Here is a 17,203-nt window from a genome sequence, read left to right on the forward strand (position 1 = left end):
TCCCGGTCAATTTTCAGGAACATTGACCCGCGGCCGAAATTGATCCTCCTCCATGCAGAGGATCATGAGATGTTTTCGATTCCATCTGGCGAACGAATGGCCGCTAAGCTTGCAGCCACTCTGACGGCGCTCGCCATCTTCCCCGGCGACCTCGCCGCGCAAGGACAGCCCGTCGAAACTGCCTCCCACATTCCCGTGGCACTGTGGTTCATCGGTGCGGGTGTGCTTGGTCTGGTGCTGGCCTACGGCATCATGCGTAACAGGCGCAGGACACGCGCTGAAAAGCAGATCACCGAGCAGGCGACGAAAGACCTCTACACGCGAGAGAAACCGTAGCTCTTCACTAACCGCTCGTCGTTGTAGAGTAAGATCTCTCGCGTTGCCGTCAACTTGGAGCAGGCGCGCAGCATTCGCGTCATTGACCCTGCGAAGGCCATTGACCGCTCTGTCGGGCTCGGTCCGCGTCCGGCCTTCATGGATAGCGGCTTGCATTTCGGAGCGTTCAACTGGAGCTTCAGGAGTTGTTGCCCGAGCCTTCCACCAGTTCGCGTTCCACCCACGGCCAGAACTCCTCGCCACACTTCCGAATAGCGTCGTCGAACTGATCCATCCGAGGCCATGCCGGTCGTCCTCATGGAACAGGCCGGGAAAAAATGGCAATTTGAACCGAACCAACGATTTTAAATCGATTTGAATCCATCTTGTGGCGTGGAGTTCTTATTGTGGCGTTTCAGCGTAAGAAGCCGGCGGCAATCGGGACCAAGGCGCCCTATCCGGGCTTCGTCGAACCCGCGCTGGCTTCTTCGATCGAGAGAGTGCCGGGTGGGCAACGCTGGATTCACGAGATCAAGTTTGACGGTTACCGGGTACAGGTGCATCTCGCCAACGGCGTCATCAAAATCTTCACCCGCCGCGGCAACGACTGGACCAGACGATTGCGCAAGATCGCCGACGATGCCTGGCATGTCGCTGCCGGCAGCGCGATCATCGACGGCGAGGTCGTCGTTCCCTCCAAAGACGGCACGACCGATTTTTCCGTGCTGCAGAACGAACTGAGAGGCAAATCCAACCGCATCGTGCTGGTTGCGTTCGACCTGCTTTATCTCAACGGCTACGACCTGCGCACACTGCCGCTGCACCAGCGCAAGGCGCTCCTGAGAAAAACCATCGACGGCACCGCTGTCCAGTTCAGCGAAAGTTTTGAGATCGACGGCAGCGAGATGTACGCGCACGCCTGCAAGGTCGGTCTGGAAGGCGTCGTCTCCAAGGTACGCGACAGCCGTTACGTCTCCGGCCGCATCAACGATTGGGTCAAGAAGACCTGTGCCCAGCGCGAGACGCTGACCATCGCGGGCTTTGCGCTCGACGGCAACGACTGGGACGGCATCTATCTCGGCCGCCGCAGCGGTGGCGACCTGATCTATGCCGGCAAGTGCGACCACGGGTTCGATAAGGCCTCGGCCAGCGAATTGCGCAAGCGTCTGACGCCGCTGATCCGCAAGAGCCAGCCTTACACCAGGAGGATCGCACACAAGGGCATCTGGGTGGAGCCAGAGCTGCTGGCGGAGATCGAATACCGGGCCAAATCGGCCGCGGGCAAGGTCCGGCATCCATTCTTCAAGGGGCTGCGCGAGGACCTGTGATGCCCAAGGATGCCTTCGATCAATGGTGGGAATGGGCTGAGAAGCCGCCTGAGAGCAAACTCACAATCCCGGCTGCGATCCACGAGCCCATCATGCGGCTGACCCCGGACGAGCGGCGCGATCGTGACAAGGTCAACGACGCGGTACGGCAATGGCGAGAGAATTGAAATCCCTAAGCCATACCGGCGGCAAAGGGCGAAACTACTTCTTCGACTCCACCGCCGTTTTGGTGGACCCTTCGGGCGCCGATTGCATGCCGGGCGGGCTCTGGCCCTGCGGACTTTCGGCAGGCGCGCCGCCTGAGGTCGTAGTGTTCGGTCCGGTCCAACCTTGCGGCTGCAATTGGCCTTTGTCCTCGGGCGGCGCCCGACCTGTACTCGACTTCAGAGAATCTGCCTTCGTTTGATCGCTCTCGGCCTGCGCAAAGCCGCAGGTCGACAGGAGGGCCAGACATATCGTCAGCGTGATAGGCCGCATTGGATTTCTCCGAACAGCTGTTCAGTCACAACGAAAGGATCTCCTGTTCGTTCCATGGTGCGCTGCCGGATAGACATGGCCTCTCGACCCCGGGGGGATGATAGCTTCGATGAGCCTTATCCGCGATCTCTGTCCTCTCAGCGTCTCGAGGCGAGACTCGCGCCCTACGCGGTGGCCGAGTGCTCGGCGCCCTGCAGCTTGCGCTTTCGCCAGACCGATCCGGCGATCAGCACCACGACGATGCCGATGATTCCAAGGATCACCTCGCCGCCATGCCCGCTGTTGGCGAATTGCGGCGCCATGCCGAGCGATTTGAGAGCCCCATCGAGGCCAACGCCGACCGGACCGTTGAAGAACGCATGCAAAACCGGCTCTACCGCCGGGTCGGTTGCCATGACCTCGCCCGCGATCCAGCCCAGCAAGCCGGCGCCGGCCCACACCAGGGCGGGAACACGCGTCAGCAACGCCATGATCAGCGCAGCACCCGCAACGATCAGGGGAACGCTGATGGCAAGTCCGATGACGAGCAGCGGAATGCTGCCGTTGGCGGCGGCGGCGACCGCGATGACGTTGTCGAGGCTCATGACAATGTCGGCGATCGCCACGATCTGCACCGCTGCCCAGAGATGCGCAGCCGCTTCCGTGTCGCTCTCGTCCTCGTGTTCAGGCACCAGGAGCTTTGCCGCGATCACGAGCAGCGCCAATCCGCCGACCAGCTTGAGGTACGGCAGCGCCATCAACGTCACGACGATGCCGGTGAAAATGATGCGCAAAAAGACAGCGACGCCGGCGCCGAGGACCATGCCCCAGAACCGCTGGCGCGGCGGCAGCCCGCGGCACGCCATCGCGATGACGAGCGCATTGTCGCCCGACAGCAGAATGTTGATCCACATGATCTTGCCGAGCGCGACCCAGAAGGCGGGTTGCTGCACCTCGGTCTGGAACTGGCTGAAGAACCCCGTGATCGTCGCAGGATCGAAGATTTGCAAGAGCCAGTCCACAGCGTTCCCCCCGAGCCTTTTTAGCCGTTGCGCGCGGCTATTGATTACTGCTGTTCCGATCGATCAGCCGACGATTTCGTTACCCGAAAAGAACTGCGCGATTTCGATCGCGGCAGTCTCCGGCGCGTCCGAGCCGTGTACCGAGTTCTCGCCGATCGACTTCGCATGGACCTTGCGGATCGTGCCTTCCGCGGCCTTCGATGGATCAGTGGCGCCCATCACGTCGCGATATTTGGCGATAGCGCCCTCGCCTTCCAGCACCTGCACCACGACCGGGCCCGAGGTCATGAAATCGACCAGTTCGCCGAAGAACGGGCGCGCTTTGTGAACGGCATAGAAGGTTTCCGCCTGTTCACGGGTCATGCGAATGCGCTTCTGGGCGACGATCCGCAAGCCGGCCTTCTCGATCAACGCGTTGATCGCGCCGGTCAGATTGCGCTCGGTCGCGTCCGGTTTGATGATCGAGAAAGTGCGTTCAATCGCCATTGTTTACGTCCTTGCAAAACGCGGGTTGGAGAGTTGCGGGGCTTATATCGGCGCCACCTCACGACGGCAAGCGACCCGGTGACGCGCCTGTCAGTCGTTTTTGGCGCCTTTTCGTGCGGCACATCACCCCGCGAGGCGAAGATTACCGCAATTTCATGGAGGTGAACCCACTCTGTAACCTGCGTCACGCCGCCATTCAGCTTCGCGGCCGTAGACTTTCCGACGATCGAACACCGGTCGCGCATCCGCGAGGCCCGGGGCGTTACGGGAGGCGATCTCACCGATGGCGCATCCCGCGCCTAAACCTTGAGGAGACGATCATGTTACGCAAACTCTCGCTCGTTGCAGTGGCAGCGGCTTCGCTGGGCGCGGCCGCGCTGGCGCCGACATCGGCCTCGGCCTGGGGCGGCTGGCATCACGGCTGGCATCATCATCACGGCTGGGGCTGGGGCGGCCCTCGCGTCTTCATCGGCGGACCGGCCTATTTCGGCGGCTATGGCGGTTGTTACGTGCGGCGTCTGGTTCCGACCCCCTGGGGCCCGCGCTGGCGGCTGGTGAACCGCTGCTACTGATCCGATTTGAGCTTCCCCCTGACTGCCCCGGCTGCCGCGCCGGGGCTTTTTTTGCGGAACCGAATGGCTGCCCGTGATCCAACTACTTGCACGCGAACGTATGGAGCTCTGCACGGGAAACCAATTTCGCGGCTGTGACTTGATCCATCATTGTCACCGAAGCCTTGCGAGCGCTGCGAGGTGGAACTCGCAAAGAGACCGCTGATGGATGGCCCAATCACCAGAGATTTCGAACAAATCGATCACAAGACATGCGTGTCGATCTGCGACGCCATCGGCGAACGGCTTCAGCAAAACTTGCGCCCCGAAAATGAACTACCACCGCGTCTACGAGAACTCGTCGACGAGCTGCGCCGCCGCGACCACGAGCTGCATTGAGGGCTGCTGGGTAATTGATTTTGCCGATAAATGAGTTGCGTTTGGCACCGGCTCCGGTGACAACGCCGCATGCTTTCCATCACAGATATTTCGATCCGGATTGCCGGGCGGCTCCTAATCGACGACAGCACGGTGCAGATCGTGCCGGGCGCACGCGTCGGCTTTGTCGGGCGCAACGGCGTCGGCAAATCGACGCTGTTTCATGCGATCCGGGGCGACCTGCCGCTCGAGTCCGGCAGCATTGCGCTACCGCCGCGCTGGCGCGTCGGCAGCCTGGCGCAGGAGGCGCCGGACGGCCCGGAGAGTCTCATCAATGTCGTGTTGAAGGCCGATCTGGAGCGCGACGCGCTGCTCCGTGAAGCCGAAACCGCCACCGATCCGCACCGCATCGCCGAGATCCAGCACCGGCTGGTCGATATCGATGCCCACTCCGCGCCGGCGCGCGCGGCCGCCATCCTGAGCGGCCTCGGATTTTCAACTGCGGATCAGGCGCGGCCGTGTTCGGAATTTTCCGGCGGCTGGCGCATGCGGGTGGCGCTGGCGGCGACGCTGTTCTCGGCGCCGGATTTGCTGCTGCTTGACGAACCGACCAACTATCTCGACCTCGAAGGCACGCTGTGGCTGGAAAACCATCTGGCCAACTATCCACGGACGGTCATCATCATCAGTCATGACCGCGACCTGCTCGACACCTCGGTCGACCAGATACTGCATCTCGATCGCGGCAAGCTGACCCTCTACAAAGGCACCTATTCCTCGTTCGAGGAACAGCGCGCCATGCGCGAAATGCTCGACGCCAAGCATGCCAAGCGCCAGGCCGACGAGCGCAAGCGGCTGCAGGCCTTTGTCGATCGCTTCAAGGCGAAAGCTTCCAAGGCTCGCCAGGCGCAGTCGCGCGTGAAAATGCTGGAACGGATGAAGCCGGTCACTGCGCTCGTGACCCAGGATGTGCGCGAGATTGCGTTCCCGACGCCGGAGAAGATGCTGTCGCCGCCGATCATCGCGGTCGATGACGTCTCCGTTGGGTACGATCCGAAAAATCCGGTGCTCAACCGCGTCACGCTGCGCGTCGACACCGATGACCGCATCGCCCTGCTCGGCTCCAACGGCAACGGCAAGTCGACGCTCGTCAAGCTATTGGCCAACAAGTTGCAACCTTTCTCGGGTAAGATCACGCGGGCGGAAAAGCTCTCGGTCGGCTATTTCGCGCAGCATCAGGTCGACGAACTCAACCTCGATGCGTCAGCCTACGATCACATCCGCAAGCTGATGCCCGATGCGCCGGAAACCAAGGTGCGCGGCCGCACCGGCGCGATCGGGTTTTCCGGAAAGGCTGGCGATACCCTGGTCAGGAGCCTGTCCGGCGGCGAAAAGGCGCGGCTGCTGCTCGGACTCGCCACCTTCTTCGCCCCCAATATGATCATCCTCGACGAGCCGACCAACCATCTCGACATCGACAGCCGCGCGGCGCTCGCCGAAGCGATCAACGATTTCCCCGGCGCCATCATTATGGTCTCGCACGACCGCTATCTGATCGAATCCTGCGCCGATCAATTGTGGGTCGTCGCCAATCAGACGGTGACGACCTACGACGGCGACCTCGACGATTATAGGCGGATGGTGTTGTCGATCGGGGATAAGCGCAGCCCCTCGCGTGAGCGACCTAGAGAGATCGCCGGACCGCAGCAAGCGAAGAGCGAAAGACGAACGCCGCTGAAGCAGCGGATCGCCGAAGCCGAGGCAGAAATCGAGCGCATCACCGGCATCATCGCCAAGATCGACACCGCCCTCGCCTTGCCTGATCTATTCACCCGCGATCCCAAGCAGGCCGCCCAGCTTAGCAAGGCGCGCGCCGGTGCCGAAAGCGCGCTGCGGCGGGCCGAGGAAGATTGGCTTGAGGCCAGTTCGGAATTTGATGAAGCGGCGGGCTGAAACCGGCCGACGCCTGCAAACTACGCAGCCGGCTTCTTCTTCGGCTTGGCGCCCCTTGCCGGCGCCACCGGCTCGGGTGCACGCTCGATCGACGTCAGGCGTCCGGCGGTGAAGGTGTAGATGCCGGCCCGCTGGCCGCGCGAGTAGCTGACGACTGCCACGCGGTCACCACGCGGGTTGTTGGAAAGGCTGACATTGTCGGGCGCACCGATCCCACGCACGACGTCGCATTCGGTATGACCCAGCGCAACTGTTCCCGTGGTCGATGGAGGCGGGCTGCCGGCAGCGCCATTTGCCAGCGCATTGGCGTCGGTGCCCGGCCCTGCCATCCCGGGACAAGCGCCGTCGGCACTGACGAGTTCATCCGGCGTCACTGGTTTGGTCGGGGTGAGCGGCGGCGTTTCGATCGAGACGTTTCGGATGAACACGCGTCCGGAGCGCGAAAACCAGTCCGCATCCTTCGACAGCAGGTCTGATGCACCCGAGCAGCCCGCAAGCGCAGGTCCGAGCAGCAACAAAATCAGCAGTGGCTTTCGATCGATTGTTCCGCGTCGCACGCTAAACCCAGGCTCCTACCCCTTGCTGTAAGCATTTGTCCGACCATCACTTTGCGGCACGACCATGGCTACCCGCAAGGTCCGGCGCAGAAACCTCAGATTATCATTAATTCCCAAGGATCGCTGATTCCAAGGATCGCTAGTTTCCACGCATCTCTATTGCCGCCGTTGCCAGCGCCCCCGCTCATCGGGCTGCCAATAAGTCACCTCGAAACCCCGCGCCTTGCAATCGGCCCAGGCGCTGCGCGCCGCGGTCAGCGCGTCGGCATCGTCTCCGTTGAAGACCAGCACCACCCGTTCGTAGCTGTCGCAGTCGGCCGGCAACGCCGCGTTGTCGATCAGGAACCTGACATTGGCGCGGTTCGGATTGCTCTCCTCTATCGAGAGAATGATGGGCTGGTCCTGGGCATCGCCGGCGCGCCATGTGGCGTGCGGCAGGAACGAATCGTCGCTGTAGGTCCACAAATGTGCATCGAGCGCCTCGGTGCGCTCCGGCGAAGTCGATTGCACGACCGCGCGCCAGCCTCGCTCGAGCGATTTTTCCAAGAGCGGCGGCAATACGCTTTCGAGCGACATGGCCTGCAAATGGTAGAACAGGACTTCCGTCATCCGGATGCGACCAAATTACTTCGTGGCTTCGTAATATTCCGCGACCAGCCGGTCCAGCAGGCGAACGCCGTAGCCGGATCCCCAACTGTGATTGATGTCGGTTTTCGGCGCGCCCATCGCGGTGCCCGCGACATCGAGATGCGCCCAAGGCGTGTTGTCGACAAACCGCTGCAGGAACTGGGCGGCGGTGATCGAGCCGCCGTGGCGACCGCCGGTGTTCTTCATGTCGGCAAACTGCGAATCGATCAGCTTGTCGTATTCGGGACCGAGCGGCATGCGCCAGACGCGCTCGCCGGTTTCGTTTCCGATTCGGGTCAACCGCTCCGCCAACTCGTCGTTGTTGGAGAACATGCCTGAATATTCCGTACCCAGCGCAACCATGATCGCGCCGGTGAGTGTTGCGAGATCGACCATGAATTTGGGTTTGAACTTCTTCGCCACGTACCAGAGCACGTCGGCCAGCACCAGCCGGCCTTCGGCGTCGGTGTTGATGATCTCGATGGTCTGCCCCGACATCGAGGTGACGATATCGCCGGGGCGCTGCGCGTTACCATCGGGCATGTTCTCGACCAGGCCGATGGCGCCGACCGCGTTGACCTTCGCCTTGCGCGCCGCCAGTGCATGCATCAGCCCGACCACGCAGGCCGCGCCTCCCATGTCGCCCTTCATGTCCTCCATGCTGGCGGCGCCCTTGATGGAGATACCGCCAGTATCGAAGCAGACGCCCTTGCCGACGAAAGCGACCGGCTGATCGCCTTTCTTGCCGCCGTTCCAGCGCATGATCACGGTGCGGCCGGGCTGGGTCGAACCCTGTGCGACACCGAGCAAGGCACCCATGCCGAGCTTCTTCATCGCCTTGACGTCGAGCACCTCGACATCGACGCCGAGCTTCTTGAGCTGGCTCGCGCGACGCGCGAATTCTACCGGGTACAAGACGTTCGGCGGCTCGTTGACGAGTTCGCGCGCGATGATCACGCCGTCGACGACATGGGACGCGGGCGCAAGCGCTTTTCGCGCGGCGGCGACGTCCGCAACGGCAATCGAAACGTCGGCGCGAAGCGCGCCGTTCTCGCCGTCCTTCTTCTTGGTCTTGTAGCGGTCGAATTTATACGCACGCAGCCGGAGGCCCGACGCGAGCGCGGCGGCCGAATCGGGCTGCATGGCCCCCTCAGGCAGTTCGGCGATCACGGTGACCGCTTCGCTGGCGGCGTTGAGCTTGCCCGCCGTCACCCCGCCGAACTTGAGAAAATCCTTCTCCTTGATGTCGGCCGCCTTGCCGACGCCGACGACGATCAGGCGCTCCGCCTTGATTCCATCCGGCGCCGGAATATCGAGCGTCGATCCGCTTTTGCCCTTGAACTGGTTGGCAGCCGCCGCCCGCTTGACGGTATCGGCCGCCTTCCCCAGCGCTTTCCGCGTCACCTCGCCGAACTTCAGTGCGTCGTCGCAAAACACCACGAGAACGCCGCGCGGGGGAGCGGAAAAAGCGACAAAGCCGACCTTGACGGCGTCGGTCATGAGTAAATCCTCCAGAATCAGGGCTGTCTTGCGGGGCCGGATTCGGTCCGCATTATGGAATGTTCTCTTCGGTAACGGCCCAAATCGCTCGGGACCTGATGTTTTCGGCACTATGGCCTGTCAGCCGCACCACTGCCAAGCTCCGCAGTGGCGGGAACGCCACATGAGGCGAATTATTAACCGTATCGAGGGGACGCCACGGCCCGGCCATTTTGTTGACGGATCAAGGGGATGGTAGTGAGAATACAAGCGGATGACGATTGGCGGCCCGACCAATGGGGAACCCTCAAAGAGGGATTGGTCGGAGCTGCCCTTTGGGCGTGCAAGGTGGGATCGCGCGGTAACAATGGGGTCGATCGACAGGTACATTTTCCGCACGACGCTCGCGTCGTTTGCGCTGGTCCTGGTCAGCCTCACCGGCGTGATCTGGATTACGCAGGCGTTGCGCGGCATCGACCTGATGACCAGCCAAGGCCAGACCATCATCACCTTTCTCGGCATCACCAGCCTGGTCATCCCGGCGCTGATTTTGATCATCGCCCCGATCGCGTTGATGATCGCGATCTCCCACACGCTGAACAAGCTCGCCACCGATTCTGAAATCATCGTGATGAACGCCGCCGGCTTCTCGCCATTCCGGCTGTTCCGCCCGTTTTTCTACGCGACCTGCGTGGTGGCGCTGATGGTTGCGTTCATCGGCTCCTATCTCGCCCCCGACGGCATGCGCCGGATCAAGCAATGGGACGCCGAGATCACGGCCGACGTGCTGACCAATATCCTGCAGCCCGGCCGTTTCGCCCAGCTCGACCAGAACCTGACGATTCGCATCCGCGAACGGCAGCCAGGCGGCGTGCTCGCCGGCATTTTCGTCGATGACCGTCGCGATCCCAAGGAGCGCGTCACCATCATTGCCGATCACGGCACGGTGTTGAAGAACGAGAGCGGCTCCTATCTGGTGCTGGAGGACGGCAACCTCGAACGTTTCGAGGCGGGAAAGCGCGATCCGGCCTTTGTGGCGTTCGTTCGTTACGCCTTCGACATGTCGAAATTCTCCAATCGCGGCCGCGACGTCGCACTGGGGATTCGCGAACGCTACCTCTGGGAACTGATCTCGCCCTCGGAAGACGATCCGATTTTCAACCAATTGTCCGGACAGTTTCTCGCCGAGTTGCATGATCGCTTCCTGGCGCCGGTCTATCCCTTCGCCTTTGCTGTCCTGACCTTTGCTTTCCTCGGCACGCCGCGCACCACGCGCCAGAGCCGCAATTTTTCGATCGGTGGGTCTATCCTGGCGGTGTTTGGCCTCCGCATGGCGGGGTTCGCCTGCTCTGTGATGACGGTGAAGACGCCAATGATGGCTCTCGTGCAGTATTCGATGCTGTTCGGCGCAATCGGCGTCGGGCTGTGGATGATCGTCGGCGGCGTCGTGGTGGAACCGCCGGCTGCACTGGTGGAGGCCGTCAACAGGTCGAATGCGCGGCTTGCGCGGCTCTTCGGACGGCCCGCCACCGCATGAGCATGATGACCAACACGCTCGGGCGATACTTTGCCGGCCGCTTCCTGGTCTCGGCGGTGGGCGTGTTTGCGAGCATTTTCGTGCTGCTCGTGTTGGTCGACTACATCGAAATGGTCCGCAAGACCTCAGGCCTCGTATCGGCATCCGCAATTACGGTGGCGCAGACATCGCTGTACCGGGTACCGCAACTGCTCGAAAAGCTGATGCCGTTCTGCGTCCTGATCGGCGCGATGACCTGCTATCTCGCGCTATCGCGGCGGCTGGAGCTGGTGGTCGCGCGTGCGGCCGGCGTATCCGCCTGGCAGTTCATCTCGCCGGCGCTGGCAAGCTCGATCATCTTGGGCACCCTGGCGACGGTTGCCTATAACCCAATGTCGGCGAACCTGCGCGAATTATCCAAGCGGATGGAGGCCGAACTGTTCGGCTCGGCGCCCGGCGGCGGCATTCAGGATGCATCCGGCTTCTGGCTCAACCAGATCAACAGCGACGGTCAGTCGATCATCAATGCGGCGCGCAGCGAGCAGCAGGGTGTCCGGCTGACGGGACTGACCGTGTTCCGGTTCGATACCGATCTGCAGTTCAAGGAGCGAATCGAAGCGCGCGAGGCCTCCCTTGAGGAAGGTCGCTGGGCCTTCAAATCGGTACGACGATACTCCCTAGATAAACCCGCGGTTGATCAGGAGAGCTATTACCTCTCGACCACCCTGACCCCGGCCCAGGTGCGTAACAGTTTCTCCACCCCCGAAACCGTGTCTTTTTGGCAACTGCCCGGCTATATCCGCTCTTCCGAAAGCTCCGGCTTCGCGACCGCAGGCTACCGTCTGCAGTATCATAAGCTCATCGCACAGCCGTTTTTGCTGGCTGCAATGGTGATGTTGGCGGCTTCCGTCAGCCTTCGCTTCTTCCGGATGGGCGGCGTGCAAAAGATGGTTTTAAGTGGCGTGGGCGCAGGCTTTCTGCTCTACGTTCTATCGAAAGTTACTGAGGATTTGAGCAAGGCTGAGTTGATGCATCCCATCGCTGCGGCGTGGTTGCCCGTCTGTGTGGGTGGCCTCACCGGCTTTTTGGCCTTGTTGTACCAGGAGGACGGGTAGTGGCCGTTGTCGCCGCCCGCCAGTTGAGGTCGCCTGCGTTCAGGCGGTGCACCACCGTGCGCCGCTATCGAGCCCGCTTGGCCGCCGTTGGCGCCCCCATGTTTGCCCTGCTCGCCGGGCTGGTTTTCGGCGGCACGATCGAGCTTGCCCTGACGGTACCGGCCGCGGCGCAAAGCTTTACGTACAATCCGCGCCCGCCCAAGCCGTCGCCGCGCCCCGTCAACAATGACGGCAAGATGCTCGTGCAAGCGGTCGAGGTGGACTATGACTACAACAACCAGCGCGTGTCGGCGGTCGGCAACGTGCAGATGTTCTACAACGGCACCAGCGTGGAGGCCGACAAGGTCATTTACGACCAGAAGACCAAGCGGCTGCATGCGGAAGGCAACATCCGCCTGACCGATGCGGAAGGCAAAGTCACCTACGCCAACATCATGGATCTGAGCGACGACTACCGTGACGGTTTCGTCGACTCGCTGCGCGTCGATACCGCCGATGACACGCGTATGGCGGCGACGCGCGCCGACCGTTCCGCCGGCAATTACACCGTGTTCGAAAACGGCGTCTATACCGCCTGCGCGCCGTGCAAGGACAATCCGAAGAAGCCGCCGCTGTGGCAGGTCAAGGGTGCCCGCATCATCCACGACCAGACCGACAAGATGCTGTACTTCGAAAACGCGCAGCTCGAATTCTTCGGCGTGCCGATGGCGTATCTGCCGTATTTCTCGACGCCCGATCCGACCGTCAAGCGCAAGACCGGCTTCCTGATGCCGGCCTACAGCACGGTTTCGACCTACGGCTACGGTGTCGAAACCCCGTTCTACTGGGCGATCGCGCCGGACTATGATGCGACCTTCAACCCGCGCTTCACGACGCGGCAAGGCGTGCTGCTCCAGGGCGAATTCCGCCAGCGCCTGATCAACGGCTCGTATCAGATCCGCGCCTACGGCATCGATCAGCTCGACCGCAGCGCGTTCACCGGTCAGCCCGGCGACCGCCAATTCCGCGGCGGCGTCGACACCAAGGGCCAGTTCGCGCTGAACGACAAATGGGTCTGGGGTTGGGACGGTGTCCTGCTGTCGGACTATTACTTCTTCTCGGACTACCGGCTGGCCCAATACAAGGATCCGCTGGGCTCGTTCCTGAGCCTGCCGACGGAAGCGATTTCGCAGCTCTATCTGACCGGTGTTGGCAATCGCAGCTTCTTCGATGCGCGCACGATCTATTACCTCTCCTATTCCGGCAGCCAGGACAAGGTGCCGGTGATCCATCCGGTGATCGACTATTCCAACGTCTTCAATCACCCGATTCTCGGCGGCGAGGTCAACTACAAGACGAACTTCACCAGCCTGTCGCGCACGACCGCGGCCTTCGATCCGATCACGACGCTGGCCAACACCAACGGCCTGTGCCTCACAGCATCGGCCGATCCGCTGGCCCGAATCCCCTCGCAGTGCCTGCTGCGCGGCATGCCCGGCACCTACACGCGGCTGACCGCCGAAGCGCAGTGGCGGCGCTCGTACACCGATCCGATCGGTCAGATCTGGACGCCGTTTGCGATTCTGCGCGCCGACGCGATCGACGCCTCGATTTCGAACCAGCCCGGCGTTTCGAATTTCTTGCCGGTCGGCGACACCCAGGCCGTCCGCCTGATGCCGACCGTCGGCCTCGAATATCGCTACCCCTTCATCAACGTTCAGCCCTGGGGCACCACCACGGTCGAGCCGATCGCGCAGATCATCCTTCGTCCGAACGAAACCTACGCCGGCAAACTGCCGAACGAAGACGCGCAGAGCATGGTGTTCGACGCCAGCAACCTGTTCGCGATCGACAAGTTCTCCGGCTACGACCGCGTCGAGGGCGGCGGCCGCGCCAATGTTGGCGTGCAGGCAACCACGCAGTTCGATCGCGGCGGCAGCGTCAATGTGCTGTTCGGCCAATCCTACCAGTTGTTCGGCCTGAATTCGTTCGCGGTGGCGGACGTGACCAACACCGCGCTCAATTCCGGGCTGCAGAACACCCGCTCCGACTACGTCGCCCGCGTCAATTACTCGCCGAACCGGACCTATACGTTCAGCGTGCGCTCGCGCATGGATGAAGCGACGATGAACGTCAATCGCTTCGAAGCCGAAGGACGCGCCTCGTTTGACCGCTGGTCGGTCAGCATGATGTACGGCAACTATGCTGCCCAGCCGGAACTCGGGTACCTGACCAGGCGCGAAGGCTTGCTCGGCAGCGCTTCCATCAAGGTGGCGTCGAACTGGGTGGTGTCGGGAGCCGCACGCTGGGATCTTGAAGCCAACAAGCTGAACCAGTACATCATCGGCGCCGGCTATGTGGACGATTGCTTCGTGCTGGCTGCCAACTACGTCACCTCCTATACCTACTCCGCCGGGACGACGCCGCCGGTGCTCAACCATGCTTTCATGCTGCAGATCGGCCTGCGGACCATTGCGAATTCGTCCTCGTCGGCCGGCAGCAGCGGCATTCAGTAACGTGAGGCCCGAGCTTGCCGGACAGTACCCAGCGCGCTACGCGGTACGAATTGGTTGATACGGCTGACATGACCATGACGACCATGACGTTCCTTTCTCGCCGATGTTGGTCCCTGATCGCCGGCGCCGCCGTCGCGCTTGCCGTGCTGGCCGGCGGCGCTTCACCGCTGCAAGCGCAGTCCGTGGTGGTGATGGTCAACGGCGAGCCCATCACCAGTCTCGATATCGAGCAGCGCACCAAGCTCAATTTCCTGACCACGCGGAAGCAGATGCCGCGGCAGGAGATCATCGAGGAACTGATCAACGAAAAGGTGAAAATCAAGGAAGCCAAACGGTTCGGTGTCGACCCGTCGGCGAGCGATATGGATCAGGCCTTTGCGGGCATGAGCCAGCGGATGCGTCTGTCGCCTGAACAATTGACCAAATCCCTGGAGAGCCAGGGCGTCCGGCCGGAAACGCTCAAAGCCCGCCTCAAGGCCGAAATGGTCTGGGGCAGTCTGGTGCGCGGCCGTTTCAAGGAGAGCCTGCAGGTCGGCGAGAAAGACGTTGCCGCCGCCGCCCAGCAAGGCGGCGAACCGACCCAAACGGATGCGTTCGAATACAAGCTGCAGCCGATCGTGCTGATCGTGCCGCGCGGTTCGGCGCAAAGCGCGATCGACTTGCGGCGCAAGGAAGCGGATTCCTTGCGTGAGCGTGTCCAGACCTGCGAGCAGGCCAATTCCTACTTCAAGTCGATGCAGAATGCCGCGATCCGCGACATCGTCACCAAGACTTCGGCCGACATTCCCGGCCCGCTTCGCGAACTCCTGGACAAGACGCCGATCGGTCATCTGACCCCGCCCGAGATCACCAAACAGGGCGTCGAGATGGTGGCGTTGTGCGACCGCAAGCCGACCAAGATCGACACGCCGAAGAAGCGGGAAATCCGGGAAAAGATGTACGCGCAGAAGTACGAGGCAAAGTCGAAGGCTTACCTGGCCGACATCCGCAAAGCCGCGATGATCGAATATCGTTGATGGCCAGGGATCCCAAGTCCAAGGATTCGAAGTCCGAGGCTCCAGCCAAGGCGCTCGCGCTAACATCCGGCGAACCTGCCGGCATCGGCCCCGATATCGCCCTCGCCGCCTGGCTGCGGCGCGGCGAATTCGACCTCCCGCCGTTTTATCTGCTCGGCGATCGCGCCTTCTTCGCCGAGCGGGCGAAGATCTTGGGATTGTCCGTCGAACTCGCCGACGCCACCCCTGAAGGAGCGAGCGCGGCATTTGCGAAAGCCCTGCCCGTGGTCGCAACCGGCGAAATCGCAACCGCACGCCCCGGACACCCCGACCAGACCAGCGCGACCGCGGCGCTTGCTTCGATTCGCTGGGCGGTCGATCATGTCAGGACCGGACGCGCCGGCGCCGTCGTCACCAACCCGATCGCCAAGAGCGTGCTCTACCGCGCCGGATTTCGCCATCCCGGCCACACCGAGTTTCTCGCCGAGCTTGCCGCCGATGGCGGGAGCGCGCCGCAGCCGGTGATGATGTTGTGGTCGCCGGCGCTCGCCGTCGTTCCCGTGACCATCCATCTTTCGCTGCGCGAGGCGCTGGCCCAGCTATCGACCGAGCTGATCGTGACCACCGCCCGGATTGCAGTTGCCGATCTGAAAGCGCATTTCGGCCTTGCCCGTCCGCGTCTCGCGGTGTCCGGCCTCAATCCGCATGCCGGCGAAGACGGCTCGCTCGGCAACGAAGACATCGATATCGTCGCGCCCGCCGTTGAAGCGCTGCGCAAGGACGGCATCGACGCCGAGGGCCCATTGCCCGCGGACACCATGTTCCACGCCGCGGCACGCAAGAGCTACGACTGCGCGATCTGCATGTATCACGACCAGGCGCTGATCCCGATCAAGACCATTGCGTTCGACGACGCCGTCAACGTCACGCTCGGATTGCCGTTCATCCGCACCTCGCCGGACCACGGCACCGCCTTCGACATCGCCGGCACTGGCAAGGCCAACCCGTCGAGTCTCGCCGCGGCGCTGCGGCTCGCCGCGCGCATGGCGGCGACAAAGCCTGCATGAACGCGATCGACGATCTGCCGCCGCTGCGCGAAGTCATCCGCGAACATTCCCTGTCGGCCCGCAAATCGCTCGGCCAGAATTTTCTGCTCGACCTCAACCTCACCGCACGGATCGCACGCGCCGCCGGCCCGCTCGAAGGCTCCACCGTGATCGAGGTCGGGCCCGGCCCCGGCGGCTTGACGCGCGCGCTGCTCGCGCTCGGCGCCAAACGCGTCATCGCGGTCGAGCGCGACGAGCGCGCGCTGGCCCCGCTCGACTATATCGCCAAGCGCTATCCCGGCCGGCTCGAGATCGTGCACGCCGACGCGCAACGCTTCGATCCCCGCCCAATGCTCGGCGGCGAACAGGCAAAAATCGTCGCCAACCTGCCCTACAACATCGCAACCGCGCTGCTGGTGGACTGGCTCTCGATCGAGCCATGGCCGCCCTGGTACGATATGATGGTGCTGATGTTTCAGCGCGAGGTCGCCGAGCGGATCGTCGCCAACGAGAACGACGAGGCCTATGGCCGGCTCGCAGTGCTCGCCAACTGGCGCACAGAGACAAAAATCCTGTTCGACATTTCTCCCGCCGCGTTCGTACCGCAGCCCAAGGTGACCTCCTCGGTGGTGCGGCTGGCGCCGCGCAGCGCCCCTGAAAGCTGCGACCGCCGCGCCCTCGAACAGGTGGCGGCCGCGGCTTTTGGCCAGCGCCGAAAGATGCTGCGGCAGAGCCTGAAATCACTCTCGGTCGATCCGGCCCGGCTCGCCGCCGCCGCACATATCGACGCGACAAGGCGCGCCGAGACCATCCCGATCTCGGGCTTTGTTGCCATGGCCCGCGAATTGGCCGATATACGAAACATAAAAACCCAAACGCCCTGA

At 62.6% G+C, this 17,203-nt stretch carries 18 protein-coding genes; 12 read left to right on the forward strand and 6 right to left on the reverse strand.

The window, feature by feature from the left end; genetic code table 11:
- Positions 1 to 96: 96 nt before the first annotated feature.
- From HCN58_RS13930 to HCN58_RS13940, 3 genes are all read left to right on the forward strand, one after another.
- Complete coding sequence (locus HCN58_RS13930) at positions 97 to 336, forward strand: hypothetical protein (protein WP_171579586.1); 240 nt, start codon at positions 97 to 99, stop codon at positions 334 to 336.
- A gap of 386 nt (positions 337 to 722) precedes the next feature.
- Complete coding sequence (gene ligD, locus HCN58_RS13935; protein ID WP_171579939.1) at positions 723 to 1,643, forward strand: non-homologous end-joining DNA ligase; 921 nt, start codon at positions 723 to 725, stop codon at positions 1,641 to 1,643.
- Positions 1,643 to 1,810, forward strand: coding sequence for a hypothetical protein (locus tag HCN58_RS13940; RefSeq protein ID WP_171579940.1), 168 nt, complete (start codon positions 1,643 to 1,645; stop codon positions 1,808 to 1,810). Before ligD ends, HCN58_RS13940 begins: the two co-directional genes overlap by 1 nt.
- A 34-nt stretch (positions 1,811 to 1,844) precedes the next feature.
- On the opposite strand, the gene HCN58_RS13945 is transcribed toward HCN58_RS13940, so the two are convergent.
- The 3 genes from HCN58_RS13945 to ndk all read right to left on the reverse strand — a co-directional run bounded on the left by HCN58_RS13945 (position 1,845) and on the right by ndk (position 3,607).
- Positions 1,845 to 2,120, reverse strand: coding sequence for a hypothetical protein (locus HCN58_RS13945; RefSeq protein WP_171579941.1), 276 nt, complete (start codon positions 2,118 to 2,120; stop codon positions 1,845 to 1,847).
- Between the two features lie 164 nt (positions 2,121 to 2,284).
- On the reverse strand, positions 2,285 to 3,121 hold the full coding sequence (locus HCN58_RS13950; protein WP_171579942.1) for a TerC family protein: 837 nt from the start codon (positions 3,119 to 3,121) through the stop codon (positions 2,285 to 2,287).
- A 63-nt stretch (positions 3,122 to 3,184) separates the two neighbouring features.
- Positions 3,185 to 3,607 carry a nucleoside-diphosphate kinase gene (ndk, locus tag HCN58_RS13955; RefSeq protein ID WP_171579943.1) on the reverse strand — a complete coding sequence of 141 codons (423 nt, stop codon included), beginning with the start codon at positions 3,605 to 3,607 and terminating at the stop codon, positions 3,185 to 3,187.
- Between the two features lie 320 nt (positions 3,608 to 3,927).
- On the opposite strand from ndk, the gene HCN58_RS13960 reads away from it, so the two are divergent.
- The 3 genes from HCN58_RS13960 (at position 3,928) to HCN58_RS13970 (ending at position 6,489) form a co-directional block, all read left to right on the forward strand.
- The gene (locus HCN58_RS13960) at positions 3,928 to 4,179 is read left to right on the forward strand and encodes a sulfur globule protein precursor (RefSeq protein WP_171579944.1); all 252 of its coding nucleotides are present in this window, start codon (positions 3,928 to 3,930) and stop codon (positions 4,177 to 4,179) included.
- 204 nt (positions 4,180 to 4,383) lie between these two features.
- Positions 4,384 to 4,557 carry a hypothetical protein gene (locus HCN58_RS13965; RefSeq protein WP_171579945.1) on the forward strand — a complete coding sequence of 58 codons (174 nt, stop codon included), beginning with the start codon at positions 4,384 to 4,386 and terminating at the stop codon, positions 4,555 to 4,557.
- 69 nt (positions 4,558 to 4,626) lie between these two features.
- Entirely contained in the window at positions 4,627 to 6,489 is a 1,863-nt protein-coding gene (locus HCN58_RS13970) for an ABC-F family ATP-binding cassette domain-containing protein (RefSeq protein ID WP_171579946.1), read from the forward strand.
- 20 nt (positions 6,490 to 6,509) lie between these two features.
- On the opposite strand, the gene HCN58_RS13975 is transcribed toward HCN58_RS13970, so the two are convergent.
- The 3 genes from HCN58_RS13975 to HCN58_RS13985 form a co-directional block, all read right to left on the reverse strand.
- Complete coding sequence (locus tag HCN58_RS13975; RefSeq protein ID WP_311966812.1) at positions 6,510 to 7,046, reverse strand: hypothetical protein; 537 nt, start codon at positions 7,044 to 7,046, stop codon at positions 6,510 to 6,512.
- 156 nt (positions 7,047 to 7,202) lie between these two features.
- Complete coding sequence (locus HCN58_RS13980) at positions 7,203 to 7,655, reverse strand: DNA polymerase III subunit chi (RefSeq protein WP_171579947.1); 453 nt, start codon at positions 7,653 to 7,655, stop codon at positions 7,203 to 7,205.
- Positions 7,656 to 7,670: 15 nt separating this feature from the next.
- Positions 7,671 to 9,173: a leucyl aminopeptidase gene (locus tag HCN58_RS13985; protein ID WP_171579948.1), complete on the reverse strand. Its 1,503-nt coding sequence runs from the start codon at positions 9,171 to 9,173 to the stop codon at positions 7,671 to 7,673.
- 346 nt (positions 9,174 to 9,519) lie between these two features.
- Between HCN58_RS13985 and lptF the strand changes: the two genes are divergently transcribed.
- The 6 genes from lptF to rsmA all read left to right on the forward strand — a co-directional run bounded on the left by lptF (position 9,520) and on the right by rsmA (position 17,203).
- Positions 9,520 to 10,689 (forward strand): LPS export ABC transporter permease LptF, encoded by a 1,170-nt coding sequence (lptF, locus tag HCN58_RS13990; protein WP_171579949.1) that lies wholly within the window; start codon positions 9,520 to 9,522, stop codon positions 10,687 to 10,689.
- Complete coding sequence (lptG, locus tag HCN58_RS13995) at positions 10,686 to 11,783, forward strand: LPS export ABC transporter permease LptG (protein WP_171580374.1); 1,098 nt, start codon at positions 10,686 to 10,688, stop codon at positions 11,781 to 11,783. Before lptF ends, lptG begins: the two co-directional genes overlap by 4 nt.
- Positions 11,784 to 11,881: 98 nt before the next feature.
- On the forward strand, positions 11,882 to 14,278 hold the full coding sequence (locus tag HCN58_RS14000; protein WP_171579950.1) for an LPS-assembly protein LptD: 2,397 nt from the start codon (positions 11,882 to 11,884) through the stop codon (positions 14,276 to 14,278).
- Positions 14,279 to 14,352: 74 nt separating this feature from the next.
- Positions 14,353 to 15,294, forward strand: a complete 942-nt coding sequence (locus tag HCN58_RS14005) for a SurA N-terminal domain-containing protein (protein ID WP_171580375.1) — start codon at positions 14,353 to 14,355, stop codon at positions 15,292 to 15,294.
- A complete protein-coding gene (pdxA, locus tag HCN58_RS14010; RefSeq protein ID WP_171579951.1) occupies positions 15,294 to 16,340 on the forward strand; it encodes a 4-hydroxythreonine-4-phosphate dehydrogenase PdxA in 1,047 nt (348 codons plus the stop codon). The genes HCN58_RS14005 and pdxA overlap by 1 nt, the downstream gene beginning before the upstream one ends.
- Complete coding sequence (gene rsmA / locus HCN58_RS14015; protein ID WP_171579952.1) at positions 16,337 to 17,203, forward strand: 16S rRNA (adenine(1518)-N(6)/adenine(1519)-N(6))-dimethyltransferase RsmA; 867 nt, start codon at positions 16,337 to 16,339, stop codon at positions 17,201 to 17,203. The genes pdxA and rsmA overlap by 4 nt, the downstream gene beginning before the upstream one ends.

The organism is Bradyrhizobium australiense, from assembly GCF_013114825.1.
In the GTDB taxonomy this organism is placed as follows: Bacteria; Pseudomonadota; Alphaproteobacteria; order Rhizobiales; family Xanthobacteraceae; genus Bradyrhizobium; species Bradyrhizobium australiense.